Here is a 16,154-nt window from a genome sequence, read left to right on the forward strand (position 1 = left end):
CAAAACACGTGAAACCAGTCCGTTTTTTGCACGTAGCCTAAACTGTTCAACTTGATAATCACTCCACTAAAAACCCATGAAGAACAAAACCAATTGGCCGCACATTTTATTCATAATTGGTGTTGTCGCCACACTCCTCGGTGCAATAGACCCTTTAGAAGGTTCCATTGTCATATTTATAGGCAGTGTCCTATTAGCCTTTTCCACACGCCTCAGCCACGATCCTGATCACAAAACATTTCTGATGGCCTTTGTGTTGATGGCCATTGGGGTTACGGCCATGTGGATTTTTACGGCATTAGGTGGCATTGGCGGGACAAGTCCATACCCGCTTTGGTGGGGCATCCTCATTTTACCCTACCCAATTGGTTGGTTCCTCGCTTTGTATGCCCTGATTCGTCGTTGGTTGAACCGAAAACACATCAACAAGCCCTCTGAATCAAACGCGCTCTAATTTATACGGATATACCTTTCCTGAATTCCACTGAGGAACGTATAGATTCTGATCGTCATCCACACAAACATCGTGTGGATATTGAAACAAGGGGAATGCCTGACACATTTCTTGGAGTTGACCTTCATTATAAGTCGGTTCAAGTCCTCCAAGGTTTGAGACCACCCGATTCGTTTCATCCAAAATGGTGATAAAGCCAGAGCCTCCATTAAAGCCTAACTTTTCGGAGACCAACACAGCCGCATAAAGATAAGTGCCATATATAACCGGACGACACACCCATGCCCCCGGTAGATGTACTTTACCTTGATATTCCCCCGATAAACTAAAGCGTTTGAAGGTATGATCCGGACGGGATGTGATCCACAAAAAAGGGTCTTCAGGATTCCGGACATCCACACAGACTCCGTGTGCATTATTCAATTGGCTTTGTCCAGTACCTTTCCCACCAAAATGCCGGATATAATTCCCGCTGTGGTCATACTGGACGATCCAATCTAACCCATAACCATCTGCCACATAAAAATCACCATTCGGGGCAACCGCCACCTCGGTAGGGATGTATTGTTCTGCCGAGTCGTAAACACCGCTCTCCTCTGGATAATCCAAAACCATCACTTCTTTTCCAGATAACGTGGTTTTAATTACTTGGTGGCGTGTATTGTCGCAGATAAACAAAAAATCCTCCCCGTTTTCCCGACTCAGGGTAAGGCCGTGTGCTCCAGGATATTCGTTTCCCCATGATTCGATGAAATGCCCACTTTTGTCATAAATCACCACGTTATTACGTACTTCATTGGTCAACAATAAGATACGCCCTTGTGAGTCTTGTACCATCTCGTGGCAATCGTTCACAGGAGTGACGGATGGATCCAGTTGCCCCCATCCCAAGTTTACGATGTATCGAAATTCCCCCTGCCCAACGATCAATCGGCCCTGTTTGTCAGTTGTAAAATCAGTTTTTTGGCCGAGCCAGCCCTTTGCTTTGGCCATCTCTGCCGTTAGATATTGCGTGTGTGTCATGTGAAAGGAGGTTGAATGGTTATTCAGAAATTGCGTTTTGGGAGCAATGCCTTAACCATAATACCACTTCCGTAACGGTATATCAATCCGTTTTTTGGAAAAAATACCTTTGTTTCGTTTGACCATTTCCCACTGGTTTTGTACTTTAATATGGCCTTTTTACCCATATCCACAACCTACTCGAATGAAAAAACCACCCTTCCGTATTGTTTTTGTTTGTCTCGGCAATATTTGCAGAAGTCCATTGGCCGAGGGCGTTTTCCGCCATTTGGTTCGAGAAGCCGGATTAGAAGAACGATTTGAAATTGCTTCCGCCGGAACAGGTGGATGGCATGTAGGTGAGCCACCGGATCGTCGGATGACCAAAACCGCCGCACAGCATGGCGTGGATATCTCCAAACAACGGGCACAGCAATTTAAAGCCCGTTTTTTGGATCAGTATGACCTAATTCTCGGTATGGATCGCTCGAATGTGGAAAATATGCTTTTGATTGCGGGTGCGGGCGACGAGTTGGATGCCGATGTCCAGAAGGTGCGCTTGTTTCGGGATTTTGACCCCATGCCCAGTAATGGTGAGGTACCCGACCCATACTATGGCGGGCAAAAGGGCTTTGACGAGGTGTATGAAATGGTCTTGCGAACGTGCAAAAACCTTTTGTCACACCTACAAGAGTTGGGACAAGGCCCATAAATGGCACTTACTTCCTCCGTCTTCTCTCTCCTACTTTAGGCTTGGTGAATATGCAAAGGGTCTTTTATACTTCACAAAAGCAAAGAAAGAGGCACCTCGTCAAAATCCGTGAGATCATAACGCTCAGGCTTCTTTCATCCAAAAAAAGTAATATCCCTTGGTCATGGAAAATGGTGTCATAGAAGAGGGCTCTGCGGTATTGAGTGCTTCCACGGTAACCAGCTGCCACCCCTCGTCTCCCATCTCGTTCAGATGGTCTTTAAAATAACCGCTTCGTACCAACGAATGTGGATCGGTGCGCGGTGCCGATTCATACCATTTTTTTTCGGATGGAATTTCGACAAATGTGGTTTTGTACAGATATTTAGGCATCGTATCTCTTTACTGAGGTATTGAAAAAGTTAAAAATTTTTATGGAAGGAAAATCCCAGTGGTACCATCTGATATTGCACCCTGTCGTTCCGCCATGATTTTGGCGTAATCCGGTTGATATTCCGGTGTACCAAATATGCCACCCCGCTCCCGATAACCGCACCAGCCAATATATCAGAAGGGTAATGTACCCCATTCCAAACCCTTGACAAGCCCACACTTCCAGCCCACAAATACGCAGGAACCACAACATACCATTTTTGGTGTTGTATGGTCAAGGCTGTGGCCAGGGCAAAAGCAAGTGTTGCATGGCCAGAAGGCATACTATACGAGTCGTTCGCAGGAACGGTCTTTTCTCCCCGATAATAGGCGATATTGGGCAATGTTTGATAGGGACGCAGCCGCTTAAAGGTTCTTTTGAGGGCTTCCATGGCCGCATAACTCCCCACACCAGATGCAACCACCGCCCAACCCTGTTCTAACGTATACTCACGGATATTCGCGGCACCGGCTGTCATGGCACCCGCAGGGATCAACAAAAAAAGAGGGTATGAACTCCGATCCGCAACTTGCATGGTTTTAGAAAACAAGGGCGTTTCGTGCGCATAAATTTTGTTCAGTGCTTCATGATCCCAATCCGATTGTGCCATTGCGAATAGCGGACAGACTAATAAGAGCAGCAAATAGTTACGCATAGATTTAGATTTAACGTTTGATTGCGGATATGGTCGTGGTTCCTCGCTCAATCCTTATGCCAACCACCAGACCATCAGTATTTTCGATAAAATGAACTTGGGCAGGCAATAGTTTCCATTCAAATACAGCATCTGAAATTGGAAAAATTTCCACGGGCGGATTCCCCCCTTCCTGAAGCATCAATTGGGTTTTCTCACGGGTTATCACCACGTCGGCAGCATTGGGCGCATTACCCACCCGATAACGACCAATAAACCGATCCAAGATCTCTTCTGGAAGTTTCAGCGGATAAAATTGGTCTGGTATCACAAAATCCATACGGGTTCCAGTAATAACCGACTGGTTCCGCTTATAGACAAGCACATTCACTTCTTGGCGATCATCAACCTCAAAAAGTACCTCCGCTTCTCCAGCGTTCACTTCAAATTGGCGTTCGTTGATTGGGGTTAACTCCCGCACAAAACTACCAGGCGCCCTGAAAAGCAATTTCCCTTCCGACTTCCAAACCTCGAAGGCGTATCCTGGCTGTATCACATAACGCCCGATAAAATCATCTTCCGAGAGTGGACGTGCAAACCGATTTTCAAACGCATCTTTGCCCCGCATTACCCAACGCTCCGGATCCACCACCAGCGAAAGGTTTTCGGATGCCCAAATTCTGGCGCGTCCTTCGGACATGGGAACCCGCTGTGATTTTCCTTCCAGAAACACTTCAATTGGCATGGGAAAAGGCTTTTGCCCCGATGTATGCCAAACGAGATCGGTATATCGCCGGGTACGAGTAATATGCAATACGGGAGGCTTGGCTTCACGCAAATAGGCCTCGAAAAACCAATCCAAAGGCTGACCAGCGACCGCTTCTGCCATACGAGTAAACTCGTCGGTATCGGAGAATCGCACGTTCGGGGTAGAATGCGCTCGCACAGGCTTGTCATCCGACGGATACACAAATTGCTTGAGCAGCCTAAAAAACCGGTCATCACCCAGCAGATATCGCAAAGAATGCAACATCCAAGACCCTTTGTTATACACATCCGTCGGGACATCTTTTGAGCTGACGGGCACTACCGGAGCCACAGGCGCCGCATGGCCAATTTGTTTTTCCTGCATATTCATGTATGCCCGATACGCCACAGCACCTCTTAGGTGTTCGGCATAAAGCGCTTCTAAATACGTGGTAAACGCCTCGTGAATCCACATATCCTTCCAATCGCGGTTTGTAATTAAGTTCCCAAACCATTCATGTGCCATTTCGTGGAAAAGCAGGGCATCAAAGCCTCCATTATATCCCGTCATGGCATCGTTGTTATAGCGCGCGCCATATGCAATGACCGTCTGATGCTCCATCCCCAAAAAGGGTACTTCTACAATCCCAAATTTTTCTTTTTTAAATGGATATGGCCCTAATGTCTTTTCTAAAAAGGCCAACTGTTTAGCCGCTTCCACCAATAATGTCCTGCCCTTTTCTACATTTTCCGGTAAAACCCAATATTGAAGCGGGTATTCTGTTCCTTCAATGTCTTTGTAAGGTTGTTCTAGCCGAATATAAGGGGCCATATTCAAGGTGACATTATATGGACTAATCGGAACTGAGGTTTTCCATAAAAATGTATCGGTCTTATCCAGATTTTTGGTACGAGACACTAATTTACCATTTGACACCGCCCAATATCCACGTGGGACGGTAAACCGCATGGCCATAGAGTCGGGTTTGTCAGATGGATGGTCTTTTACGGGCCACCAGACATCGGCGCCTTCTGTCTGACAACTGGTCGCAACCCAATAGCGGTTATCACGAGTACGAGACCACGTAAACCCACCCGCCCAAGGCGGTATCGGGGCCACACGGGGTATGCCTCCATACTGAATGCTGAGTTCGACCAGTTCACCAATTTTTCGCTCCGCTCCCAATTGAATCCAAAGTTGCCCCCCTTTTCGGATCACCGAGCGCGGTTCTACTCCCGATGTGGTCGTTTCTACAATCCGGCGAACAGTTAAGCGGGGATCTAGGTCGAGCACGAAATGGCGAAGGGGAGAGAGTATGAGGGCTTTAACTGTCAATGTGCCTTTAATTGCTTCTTTTTTCGGATCTATCTGCAATGTGAGATCATAATACCCCACATCATAAGCCGCCTGTTCGGGTAACAATTCCCCTCCCGACACATAAGGATCCGGCTGTGCCGCCAAATGTACCGAAAGTAAACTGACCAAAAAAAGAGAACCCAGCGTATAGCGCATGAAACCTTAAAGTTGCAAGAAGGATAAAATATACAACGATTCCCGCTTCTACGTGACGGACGCAATTCAGGTTGGCATATTCCTCATAAATGTACCATTCCCTTATTCCTGTTTTGTTTGGGAACGAAGGGTATCCGAATTATTTTACGGCGCCTTAGTGAAGGACAAAAGCCACCCCTATGATGCGACCCTGAATCCATTTGTACGAAAAAATGATTTCTAAAAGCAATTTTCAACGTTTTGTCAAAAAAACACCTCGTTTTAGGGGCATCCTTATGGATTTCAAGTCATCAAAACGGGCCTCGCCCACAAAAACAAGCATCCCCATTCCGTAATTCTTTGTATCTTGCCTTCGGTCTTATCTCCATTTCGCCACCAGATTTGAACGTAAAAAACCTGTATGTTTGAAAGCACCTTAGAAGCCTGCCCACAGTTTTCGACACAAAAAGCGTTGGAAATATTAGCCCTATATTGGGATATTTCCGGAAACTTAAAACCACTAGACAGTTATCAGGATCAAAACTTTTTGGTCCGTTGCGAAGACGGAGCACGGTATGTACTAAAAATTGCGAATGCAGCCACACCCCACGAATGGTTGGATTTACAGACCCGGATATTGGACCATCTCCAGATACAAACCCCTACGTTGCCGCTCCCCAGACCCATCCCAACGAGATTTAGGGTAGAAATGGTACAAGCGGAAGGGCATTGGTGGCGCCTTGTGTCTTTTTTGCCGGGTCAGATGTTGTCCGATGTGCCCTTTCGATCGGTTGGTTTATTACACGAAATGGGCCATTTTGCGGGCACGATTACACACGCATTACACGATTTTTCGCATCCTGCCGCCCATCGTCCTATACAATGGGATTTACAATTGGCGGTAGAACTGGTAAAAACATGGGTCGGTTTTGTGGAAGATCCTTCTTTGCGTGCCAGCATCGAAGCGATTATAACCTGGGCTAATGCCGAAGTGCAAACCCATGCGCCGGTCTTGAGACAAAGTATTATCCATGGCGACATTACCCGTTATAACCTGCTCGTGGACGATACCGGAAACCACATTAACGGTTTGATAGACTTTGGCGATGTTTGCCACTCTTGGACAGTAGGCGAGCTGGCAGTCATGTTATTGGAAAGCGTCATGACAGGTAGCCCATCGCCCATTGAAGACGCCCTAACGGTAGTAAAAGCGTTTCATGCGGTTTTTCCGCTATCGGAATCTGAGATTTCGGTCTTGCCTGCACTTTTGGCCATGCGTTCGTGTGCCATTGTATGTGCTTCTGCCCGGCAACTCACCTTAGAACCCAACAATGCGTATGTTCGCAAACAAGCATTTGCAGACCGCGCAGCCTTCGAGGCGTTGACGGCCCTCCCAATGGGGCATTTGGTAGCACCCTTTCGGGTGGTGTGTGGTTTTTCTGCCCCAAACGCCTTCTTTACGGATTTGATAAACAGCACCGCCCCCCTTCATCCACCCCTTCTTTGCCCAACCCCTTATAAAATCCTCGATTTCAGTCCAACATCTGATCTTTTTGATGAAGGCGCTTGGCTAAAGGACGTTCCTACCCCGTTGCTTGATCCTGATTCATGTGGCCTTTCGCGGTTTGGAGAAGCCCAGATACAGGTAACCTCCGCAGACAACCCGACCCATGATGAAGGATACACCGCTCTTGGAATATCCGTCTTCACCCCTACGCCATTGCCTGTATATGCCATTGATAACGGTTATGTTACCACAACAGAAGAAGGGTTTTCGGTTCTGCTCAATGCTCAGAATGGAACGACGTTTCACGCGGTGTATCGGGGCGTGGTATCTACACTAAAAAACGGGCCTGTGGAGAAAGGGCAAGTTTTGGGCCTGAGTTCCTCCGACCGCCCCTTTCAGTTTCAACTGGGGTTAGACGTCAACCCACCTTTTCGCGTCAAAAACAGCGAAAAAGCCTTATACGCGCATCGGGTGTGGGATCCTGGCTTTTTGTTTCAGCAACCCCTTGCCCAAATAGAAAGGTCTCGTCAGGATGACTTGGCTGTTCGTCGGCGCAAGTCCATACAGCAAGCCCAAGAGTACTATTATGAACGACCCATGAACTTGGTTCGTGGATGGAAGCAGTACCTGATTGGAGACGACGGGCAGGTGTATTTAGATGCCATAAACAATGTGGCACACATAGGCCATAGCCATCCGAAAGTGTGGGAGGCGGCAACGCGGCAACTTAAGCGGCTCAATACCAATGCACGGTTTTTATATCCAAACATTGTGGAATACGCCGAACGGTTGTTGGGCTATTTCCCCGAGCCCCTTCGTGTGGTATTTTTTGTATGCACCGGGAGCGAGGCGAACGATTTGGCCCTACGCTTGGCGCGGGCTTATACCGAGCGTAAAGACATGTTGGTTATTGATGGCGAATATCATGGCAATACCACCGCCGTTGATGAGATTAGCACTTGCCTTTTAGACAATCCAACGGCAGCAAAGTCTTTGCGACCGTTTACACATCCGCTTATACAGCCCAATACCTACCGAGGTCGTTTTCGGATAGGAGAAACCAACCTTGCCCTAAAATATGCACAAGATGCCCACGATAAATTAGCGCACCTACAATCCAACGGACATGGTTTGGCTGGTTTTATTTCAGAGTCGCTGCTTGGATCGGGCGGTGGTGTAGAAATGCCCACCGGATACTTGCAGGAAGTTTATAAAATTGTACATGAAGCGGGCGGTGTTTGTATTGCCGATGAAGTTCAGATTGGATTTGGACGTATGGGAACACATTTTTGGGGCTTCGAGAAAGAAGGGGTTTTACCGGATATCGTAACCCTTGGCAAGCCAATAGGCAATGGCCACCCCCTCTCGGCAGTTGTCACCACACCCGAAATTGCCGAAGCCTACAAGCGCCAATACACCTATTTTAATACCTTCGCAGGAAATCCGGTTTCTTGCGAGATAGGCCATGCTGTGTTAGATGTTTTGGAAGAAGAAGGTCTGCAACAAAATGCGGATCGGGTAGGCCAATACTTAAAAAACCGCCTATCTAACTTAATAGACAAACATGAAAAAATTGGGGCTATCTATGGGCATGGGTTCTATTTGGGGGTGGACCTTGTTCAGGACAAATCCTCGCGCAAACCCGCAACCCACGAGGCCATGTGGATCTCTGAACGCATGCGTCAGCATGGAATTATCATCTATCCAACTGGTGATTATTACAACATCCTCAAAATAAAACCTCCCATGTGCTTTAATGAAGCCAACGCAGACTATTTGGTAACTACTTTAGACCGCATCCTAACGTATATGTCCTGATGCCAGGGGTCTAAACAAGGTTGAATGTGTTTTTTTTAAACGGTTGCGTATTTTACAGCCCTAACCCTATATCCGCATGTCGCACAAAAAAAAGTTTCAGTATTGTCCAAACTGTGGAACCAATGTTGAACACGCCAATTTTTGCCCCCATTGCGGGCAAGAGAACCATGATCTACACCTTCCCGCTGGTCACCTGATCCTGGAATTATTGGAAAACACCCTGCATTTTGATACCAAATTATGGCACTCGCTAAAGTCTATTATGACCAAGCCGGGCGAGGTAACATTAGATTTTATCCAAGGTAAACGTGCTTATCATATTCCGCCCTTTCGGATGTATGTCTTTATCGCTTTTGTGTTTTTCTTGCTCTCTACACTTTTTGCAGACCGTATTGTGGAGCAAACCGAGAGTTCTTTAGACTCGCATTCACAAAGTAGGCTTCAGGAATATGTGGATAAAATCAAGGAGAAAACAGGACCATTACCCAAAAAGAACCGCCAAAATTTATTTAATACCCTGCACGAAGTCAAAACCCATGCTGTTGCACTCCTTCCAGCAGATCAATCACACCTAACGGAATTGGCACAGAAAGAATATGGTTTTATTTCAGATATATGGACACCCGATTCTTTGGATTTTTTGGCATTGCCAGACACGACCCGCTCCAAAATTGTGGCACAAACCGATTCTACACACCACCGATTTGTCCGGATGTTGGGCAAAGCACGTGAAAACAAGGTTTTGGCCGCGCAAGGCATTGTGGTGGAAGCAGATTCTGTGACCATTCCTTTAACCTCTGGGAAAAGAATATCCGCCGAAAAAGCCCGAAAACTATTAAAATCGTCTAACGAAGAACTTAATACCTTCTTACAAACGAAAGGACTTAATCCAGATGCACTCCACCGATTTGCTTTAAAAACACAAATCCGGTGGCATGAGGCCAAGAAAAAACCAAAAGATTTGGCCCATGCGGCCATTAAGCAACTTTCGTATGCAATGTTTTTTATGATGCCCTTATTTGCACTTTTACTCAAATTGGTATATTTCTACCGAGGGCGTTTTTATTACGAACACCTTATTTTTGCGGTTCACTTTCATAGCGTTCTGTTCCTCTTTCTGATTTTATTGCTGGGCGTGGTTCTTTGGGCCGGAAATTTTGCTTGGGCCAATGCCGTCGTCATTTTATTGTGGCTTGGGTTGGTGGTATATGGTTTCTTGGCGTTCTATAATGTTTATGAAAAGGAAACACCCGCTCAACCATATCCCTCGGTTTGGCAAGGATTTAGGAGCCTTACTTTTGGCAAAAAACTAATTCTCATTTTTGGCCTCTTGCTGCTAAGTCCATTTATGTTTTTCTATTTCACGGTCTTGGGGGTTCCCCTTTTGCTGGCCTTGGTGGGACAGTGGTTTTTTAGGCTATTTAATCGTTTGGTCTCCTTCCGAATTTTGCCAAAGGAATCCAAATGGGTTACCGTACTGGCTTCCATAGGCGATCGAGAATGGATAGAGGACTTTTTTAAATATTCAGCCGTCTTGTTTATTTACATCAACCTGCTCATCATTGCAGTGACGGTCGTTACAGCTCTTAGCGCAGGCTCGGTACATTGAGCAAGCTATCGCCAAAAATGAGGGGATGTAACCACGTGTCACATCCCCTTTGTTGTTTCCGCGATGCCCTATTAACGCCTAAACCATTGCCGGAACCCATTGCCCTCGGTTATAAATCCCCCAGACTTTTCCCGTCATGGCCGCACCCACAAAGGGCGTGTTGATACTCTTGCTATGAATATGGCGGGATTCAAACGTCCACTGCGTGGTGGTATCAAAAATGGTGAGGTTTGCCGCAGACCCAACCTCCAACGCAGGAACAGGCAGACGGAGAATTTTGCGGGGTGCAACCGTGATTTTATAGACAGCCTCTTGTACCGAAAGGACGTTACCAGCCAACAATTCGCGGCCAATAAGACCCCAAGCGGTTTCAAGACCCAAAATCCCAAAAGGTGCGGCAATGAACTCCACTTCCTTTTCAAAATGAGCATGTGGCGCATGATCGGTACAAATCACATCAATGGTACCATCCTTTAACCCTTCTAGTATGGCGTGGATATCCTTTTGTGTGCGGAGGGGCGGGTGCATTTTGGTATTGGTATCATAGTTGCGCTTTTCCACTTCCTCGTCGGTTAGTGCAAAATGATGGGTACAGACCTCAGCAGTAACCGAAATGCCTTTGGATTTGCCTTCACGTACCAACTCCACGCCCCGAGCCGTAGAAATATGGGCTACATGAACATGTCCGCCCGTAAATTCCGCCAATAAAATATCCCGTGCAATCATCACCTCTTCCGCCAGGCCGGGAATACCCGCTAGCCCCAAGCGTGTTGAAACAAACCCTTCATTCATTTGACCATGCGGATTGATCGTTAGGTCTTCCATATGGTTGATAATCGGTGCATCAATCATAGCGCCATATTCCAAGGCTGTCCGCATTAGACCACCATGTTGTACGGGCGCACCGTCGTCGCTGAATGCCACCGCACCATTTTCCTTGAGTTCCGCCAATTCCGCCAATTCTTTTCCTGCCCGCTCTTTAGAAACACAGGCAATGGGGTGTACATCAACAGGCGTTTTCCGACCCTTTTCGATAATGAAAGACACCACATCCGCAGTATGAATGGGGGGATTGGTGTTGGGCATACAAGCAACCGCCGTAAAACCACCAAAAGCAGCTGCCCGACAACCTGTTTCGATGGTCTCTTTGTGTTCAAACCCCGGCTCGCGCAGGTGAACATGCATGTCCATCCAACCAATCGAGGCCATTTTACCCGTTCCATCATATTCGGGTGTCCCGTCGGGAACGGATAGATGAGAACCCTGTGCGGCAATAAGACCATTTTGAATCAACAAATCTTCACCAAAGATTTCTCCGGTTAAAGGATCTAAAATTGTCAGGTTACGGAATATCAAATTGGGTGTGTACATCATTTCAAAGGCTTATGAATAGCGAAGTTGGCTTCAAATCTTCAAAGATTATCAGCGCATTTGCTTTGTCCGTTTAAAAACGAATTATATTAACAGCCCTATGTTAAGCATCCCAAACCGTCTTGACTCAATTACATTATGAAAATTGCCCTTATTTCGGATATACACGCCAATCTTCATGGCCTCTATAAAGCTTTAGAATCCGCAGAAAAAGAAGGCGTGGAAGAGGTGTATTGCCTCGGCGACATCGTGGGGTACGGCGCCGACCCTGGCCCATGTGTGGATTTGGTGATGCGTTATTGTACGGCTTCTGTTATGGGCAACCACGACGAGGCCATTGTTTTTGGGCGCGGATTAGATGTGCTGCCCCAATCCGGACAGGTTGCGGCAAAACACAACCGCGAAAAACTCAACGATCACCAATTAGAATATCTTCGTAGTTTACCGTACATGGTGGAGGCCCATAATTTTACAATCGTCCACGCCTCGCCTATGAATCCACACTTATACACCCGTTTGGAATCGTTTTTTGGGACGGTGGAACAATTCGAGCACTTCAAAACCGATTTTTGCTTTATCGGTCATACCCATCTACCAGCCATTATGGCAGATAAATTAGGCGTGACCCGTGTGCGTCCGGGCAACCGATACATGATTAATGTCGGCAGCGTAGGCCAACCACGCGACAACAATCCAAGACTTGGATTTGGTGTTTTTGATACGGACTCCCTCTTGTACAAACTCGTTAGGGTTCCGTACAATGTGGAAGGCGCAGCCGCCAGAATTATAGAAGAGGGCCTGCCTGAGTCGCTTGCAGACCGGTTGAAAGTAGGAAAATAAGCGGATATTCCAAGAGCTACACAAACGTAACAATATAAAAAACAAGGGGTTGCACCGTTTGGCACAACCCCTTTTGCTTATAATAGGCTGTTTAGCTTATTTCACAAACGTCATCTTGCGCGTGATAATGTTGTTGCCTACTTGCATACGATACAGATACGTACCGGAAGCAAGGGTGCTGGCATCGAACGTTACACGATAGGTATTTTGCGTTTGGAAACCATCTACGAGCGTTTGAATCAAACGTCCGGTCAGATCAAATACTTGAACCTTTACGTGGCTGTCTTTGGCCAAGGTATATTCGAAGCTGGTGGATGGGTTAAATGGGTTCGGGTAGTTTTGCGTGAGCGTAAAGGCCGTTGGCAATTGCGAAGACTCTACGGGTTCTACAGCCACTACGTTTTGCTCATAAGGAAGATTGCCCTTAGGCTGGAAGGTTTCGGAAGCCAGCGTAAACGTTGCAGGCCAAGAGGCACAAGTGCCTTTGGTCGTCCAGGTACATTGGATATAACGGGTACGACGGCGGCCAATACCAGCAGTGGTTCCACCTTCTTCGAGATAAGTACCAGATGCTTTGGTACCAAAGGCATAGCGATATTGCAAGGATCCATAGATAGGACCTTTTACGGCAACCGTGCCTTCATAGACCATATCATTGTTTGCATCGGTAAGGAATACTTTGTAGTTAAAGTCAGCATTGCCATTAGGCTTGCCATCCGTTCCTTTCTGAGGCGCAAATCCTTGTGTTAAGGCCCAGATTGGGTCGCCCGTCAGATCCACATACACCGAATCGGAAGCCGGATTGAAGGTGCGATCTGCGGTTAAGGCAGGACGCATATCTACCGTAAATTTCACATTCACGGTGGTTCCAGCTGGCATAATGTTTTTGGACTGAATGTCATTGAAGCGGGCTTGCTCCAATGTTTGATCTGCGGTTCCGGCTGCAAAATTAAACTTCCGGTTAGATCCCGTTGTAGAGAGTGGCTCTTCCCAGCCATTGGGTGTCCAAGCAAATTTCTTCTCAAACTCAGCATTGTTGAAGTCCAAGTAGTACTTATAGTTCATCTCGGTACCACCAAAGTTCTCTAAAAGGGCTGTCAACTCATAAATTGCACCACCAGGTACTTTGTCTAACAAGCAACGGTCGAAATTGGTTTTTGAACAACCCCAGCCGTTGAAGTCGCCCCGTACTTGGAGGGAGTCCCCACGAGTCCGGTCAAAGATACCAATGGCTTCCAATGGCGCAAGGTTTACCGAGAATACCACGTTGTGTTTGTCTCTGGTTGCGTTTGGTGCATCGGTTCCGTTCTGGAACTTCACCCAATGGAGGGTGGAGTCTTTGGTTGGGATTTTGAACCAGCGGTTATCAGCATCCGACGGGCAACCACCTTTGCCCCCTGTTCCATCCCAGCCACTTGGTTCAACAAAATATTTAAAGCATTGAACTTTACCTGTTTCGGACTTGTGATAGACCCCAATACCCGAGTAGATATGGTAGCCTGTTTCGCTTTGGTTGGCGCTTTCTGGTTTCAGTTTCACTTTCGTGCTACCCCAATCCACAACGCCACCCGGAGCGCCATCCCCACGAACACCCACCACAGGGTTTTTGGTACGGTCGTAGCCCGCCGTTCCGGCTTCTTTGGTGTTCATATAAACACGGAACAGAACGGCCACCGAGTCTGTACCCACCTGACGGAATGGCTTCCAGTCGTAGGCTTTATCGCCCCCGGTGCGGTTAAAGAAGTGTACGCCGCGATCTACATCGCCCGTACCAGCGGCAACCGCATGGTCGCTACCATTTTCCCAACCGTCGCCAAGGCCATCGCCTGCACCCCAGAATTTATACTTCAGGTCTTTGTCTGGATTGGCTTTGAACTGGATTTTCCAGTAGTCACCACCCACGTTTACAGGCTTCAGCGTGGTTGCATCGTTCCATGTAATGTTGTTGCCATCTGGCAAGGGACCACCGTTATCCCCACGCACTTGGATCATACGCTTCACCCCAACGGTATCCCGCGTAGAAGCCATGTTTACCATCAAGGTGATCATCCTGCCCGAAGAAGCGGCAGCAGCCGTAAATTTTTGAAGGGTAGGATTGATCACACCAGCCGTAGAACCCGCAGCAAAAACGGTTGCATAGGCTATTTTACCGTCCGGAGAGAAGCCAATGCCCCGTGGACGACCCAAAGTGTCTGCTTCTACACTCGGCTTCCAAGTCAGGCTTTCGATCGCCGTCTCAGCATCCGTAAGGTCTTTAGGCGTGAGGGTTGCAGGATTAAAAGAGTACCAAGTACGGCGCTTCCACATAGTTTTAACACCGGGATAACGATTCGGGGCATCGGTGGAAGACCCCGCACTGGCCCATAAATGCCCGGTTACCGGATGGAACGTCAGTGACTCAGAAGAAAATCCTGCAAGTACGATACCCGTAGAATCATAGGGAGAAAACTCATCCGCACGTTTATAAACCATTACCCCAGACTTATCATAGCCCGTCCAATAAATCGTATTCCCATCCGGAGATAGTAAAAACGAGCGGGAGTATCCTCTGATTTTACTTTTTTCGATGACGTTGCCAATAAAGTTAAAATCTTTGTCGTACATTTTCATCGGCTCTACACCAGGAGCAACGGTGGCAACCAGAATATTCCCCGCATTATCAACTGCTGCTGCGGCAATAGATTGACCAGACGAGTTAACCACTGCTTTGTTCATCCCTTCACCTGTCTTGTAGTTCAGTTTGTAAAGGATGTTGAACTGCGAAACCAAGATATGCCCATCTTGTGCAAGGCGCAATCCCCGACCGGTATTCGGGTCAAAAGACTTGGCACCAGCGGCTGTTTTGATGGTAACGCCTCCCAAGGTATCGCGTTTGCCACCGGGCAACGGGATGTACTTAATGGGTGAAAAAGACGCTTGTGTACCATCCGGATTAAACACATAGATTACACGAGTGGCCACCTTTTTGGCTTGCCAGTTTACATTGGTACTATCCGTTGCGTAATAAGGTTGGTACCAAATCTTGCCGTCCGGATCCACCGCAACACCATGACCATCCCAGTTTGTCTTAGGATTGGTGGTGGGGCTAAAAGTTGCTGATGGAAAGGCACCTGCCTGTGTCCATGGGGTCTGCGCTTGGGCAGTCAATGGAATCAGGAAAGCACCCATCACCAGCATGAGTAGAAGTTTTTTCATTTTTACTTCCTATGTTTGATGAATGAGAATTGGGGTTTCAGTTGGGGTTTGCGAAAGCGTTTACATGCTTACAACGTGCAAGATTACGGCTTTTTTGGCACAAGTGCAAGTAGAATAATAACAAAAAAACATGCAGGCTTTGAAAATCTATCACATTTACATTTTACATTGTTTTACTACTATTCAAGACCATCAACAGTTTTAATCAAAAAATAAAAGCAACTATTTAGGAGGTCTATGACAGACATTTGTCATGCCTGTTGTATTAAATTTGAATCATGCCCGATCAATTACCTCATATCGACTTATCGAACATACCCGAATCGTTGCATCCGTTGCTGACGACGTTGTTGACTATTAT

At 47.0% G+C, this 16,154-nt stretch carries 11 protein-coding genes; 5 read left to right on the forward strand and 6 right to left on the reverse strand.

Going from position 1 to position 16,154, the window contains the following annotated elements:
- Positions 1-76 precede the first annotated feature (76 nt).
- Positions 77-454 carry a hypothetical protein gene (locus tag JNN12_12120; GenBank protein MBL7979078.1) on the forward strand — a complete coding sequence of 126 codons (378 nt, stop codon included), beginning with the start codon at positions 77-79 and terminating at the stop codon, positions 452-454.
- On the opposite strand, the gene JNN12_12125 is transcribed toward JNN12_12120, so the two are convergent.
- Positions 440-1,477: a hypothetical protein gene (locus JNN12_12125; protein MBL7979079.1), complete on the reverse strand. Its 1,038-nt coding sequence runs from the start codon at positions 1,475-1,477 to the stop codon at positions 440-442. The two genes, JNN12_12120 and JNN12_12125, sit on opposite strands and share 15 nt — an antisense overlap.
- Before the next feature lie 184 nt (positions 1,478-1,661).
- Here JNN12_12125 and JNN12_12130 point away from each other — a divergent pair, with 184 nt between their 5' ends.
- A complete protein-coding gene (locus tag JNN12_12130; protein ID MBL7979080.1) occupies positions 1,662-2,168 on the forward strand; it encodes a low molecular weight phosphotyrosine protein phosphatase in 507 nt (168 codons plus the stop codon).
- A 123-nt stretch (positions 2,169-2,291) separates the two neighbouring features.
- Here the strand turns inward: JNN12_12130 and JNN12_12135 are convergent, their stop codons facing one another.
- From JNN12_12135 to JNN12_12145, 3 genes are read right to left on the reverse strand one after another with little or no spacing between them, the layout of a single operon-like run.
- The gene (locus JNN12_12135; protein ID MBL7979081.1) at positions 2,292-2,540 is read right to left on the reverse strand and encodes a hypothetical protein; all 249 of its coding nucleotides are present in this window, start codon (positions 2,538-2,540) and stop codon (positions 2,292-2,294) included.
- Positions 2,541-2,569: 29 nt separating this feature from the next.
- The gene (locus JNN12_12140) at positions 2,570-3,235 is read right to left on the reverse strand and encodes a phosphatase PAP2 family protein (protein ID MBL7979082.1); all 666 of its coding nucleotides are present in this window, start codon (positions 3,233-3,235) and stop codon (positions 2,570-2,572) included.
- Between the two features lie 10 nt (positions 3,236-3,245).
- Positions 3,246-5,474 (reverse strand): M1 family metallopeptidase, encoded by a 2,229-nt coding sequence (locus JNN12_12145; protein MBL7979083.1) that lies wholly within the window; start codon positions 5,472-5,474, stop codon positions 3,246-3,248.
- 400 nt (positions 5,475-5,874) lie between these two features.
- Here JNN12_12145 and JNN12_12150 point away from each other — a divergent pair, with 400 nt between their 5' ends.
- Positions 5,875-8,778, forward strand: a complete 2,904-nt coding sequence (locus tag JNN12_12150; protein ID MBL7979084.1) for an aminotransferase class III-fold pyridoxal phosphate-dependent enzyme — start codon at positions 5,875-5,877, stop codon at positions 8,776-8,778.
- A gap of 76 nt (positions 8,779-8,854) precedes the next feature.
- On the forward strand, positions 8,855-10,387 hold the full coding sequence (locus JNN12_12155; protein ID MBL7979085.1) for a DUF3667 domain-containing protein: 1,533 nt from the start codon (positions 8,855-8,857) through the stop codon (positions 10,385-10,387).
- A 78-nt stretch (positions 10,388-10,465) separates the two neighbouring features.
- On the opposite strand, the gene JNN12_12160 is transcribed toward JNN12_12155, so the two are convergent.
- The gene (locus tag JNN12_12160) at positions 10,466-11,761 is read right to left on the reverse strand and encodes a dihydroorotase (GenBank protein MBL7979086.1); all 1,296 of its coding nucleotides are present in this window, start codon (positions 11,759-11,761) and stop codon (positions 10,466-10,468) included.
- Between the two features lie 135 nt (positions 11,762-11,896).
- Between JNN12_12160 and JNN12_12165 the strand changes: the two genes are divergently transcribed.
- Complete coding sequence (locus tag JNN12_12165) at positions 11,897-12,598, forward strand: metallophosphoesterase family protein (protein ID MBL7979087.1); 702 nt, start codon at positions 11,897-11,899, stop codon at positions 12,596-12,598.
- A gap of 96 nt (positions 12,599-12,694) precedes the next feature.
- Here the strand turns inward: JNN12_12165 and JNN12_12170 are convergent, their stop codons facing one another.
- Positions 12,695-15,793 carry a T9SS type A sorting domain-containing protein gene (locus JNN12_12170; protein MBL7979088.1) on the reverse strand — a complete coding sequence of 1,033 codons (3,099 nt, stop codon included), beginning with the start codon at positions 15,791-15,793 and terminating at the stop codon, positions 12,695-12,697.
- Between the last annotated feature and the right edge of the window lie 361 nt (positions 15,794-16,154).

It is taken from the genome of Bacteroidetes Order II. bacterium (genome assembly GCA_016788705.1).
Classification (GTDB): Bacteria; Bacteroidota; Rhodothermia; order Rhodothermales; family UBA2364; genus UBA2364.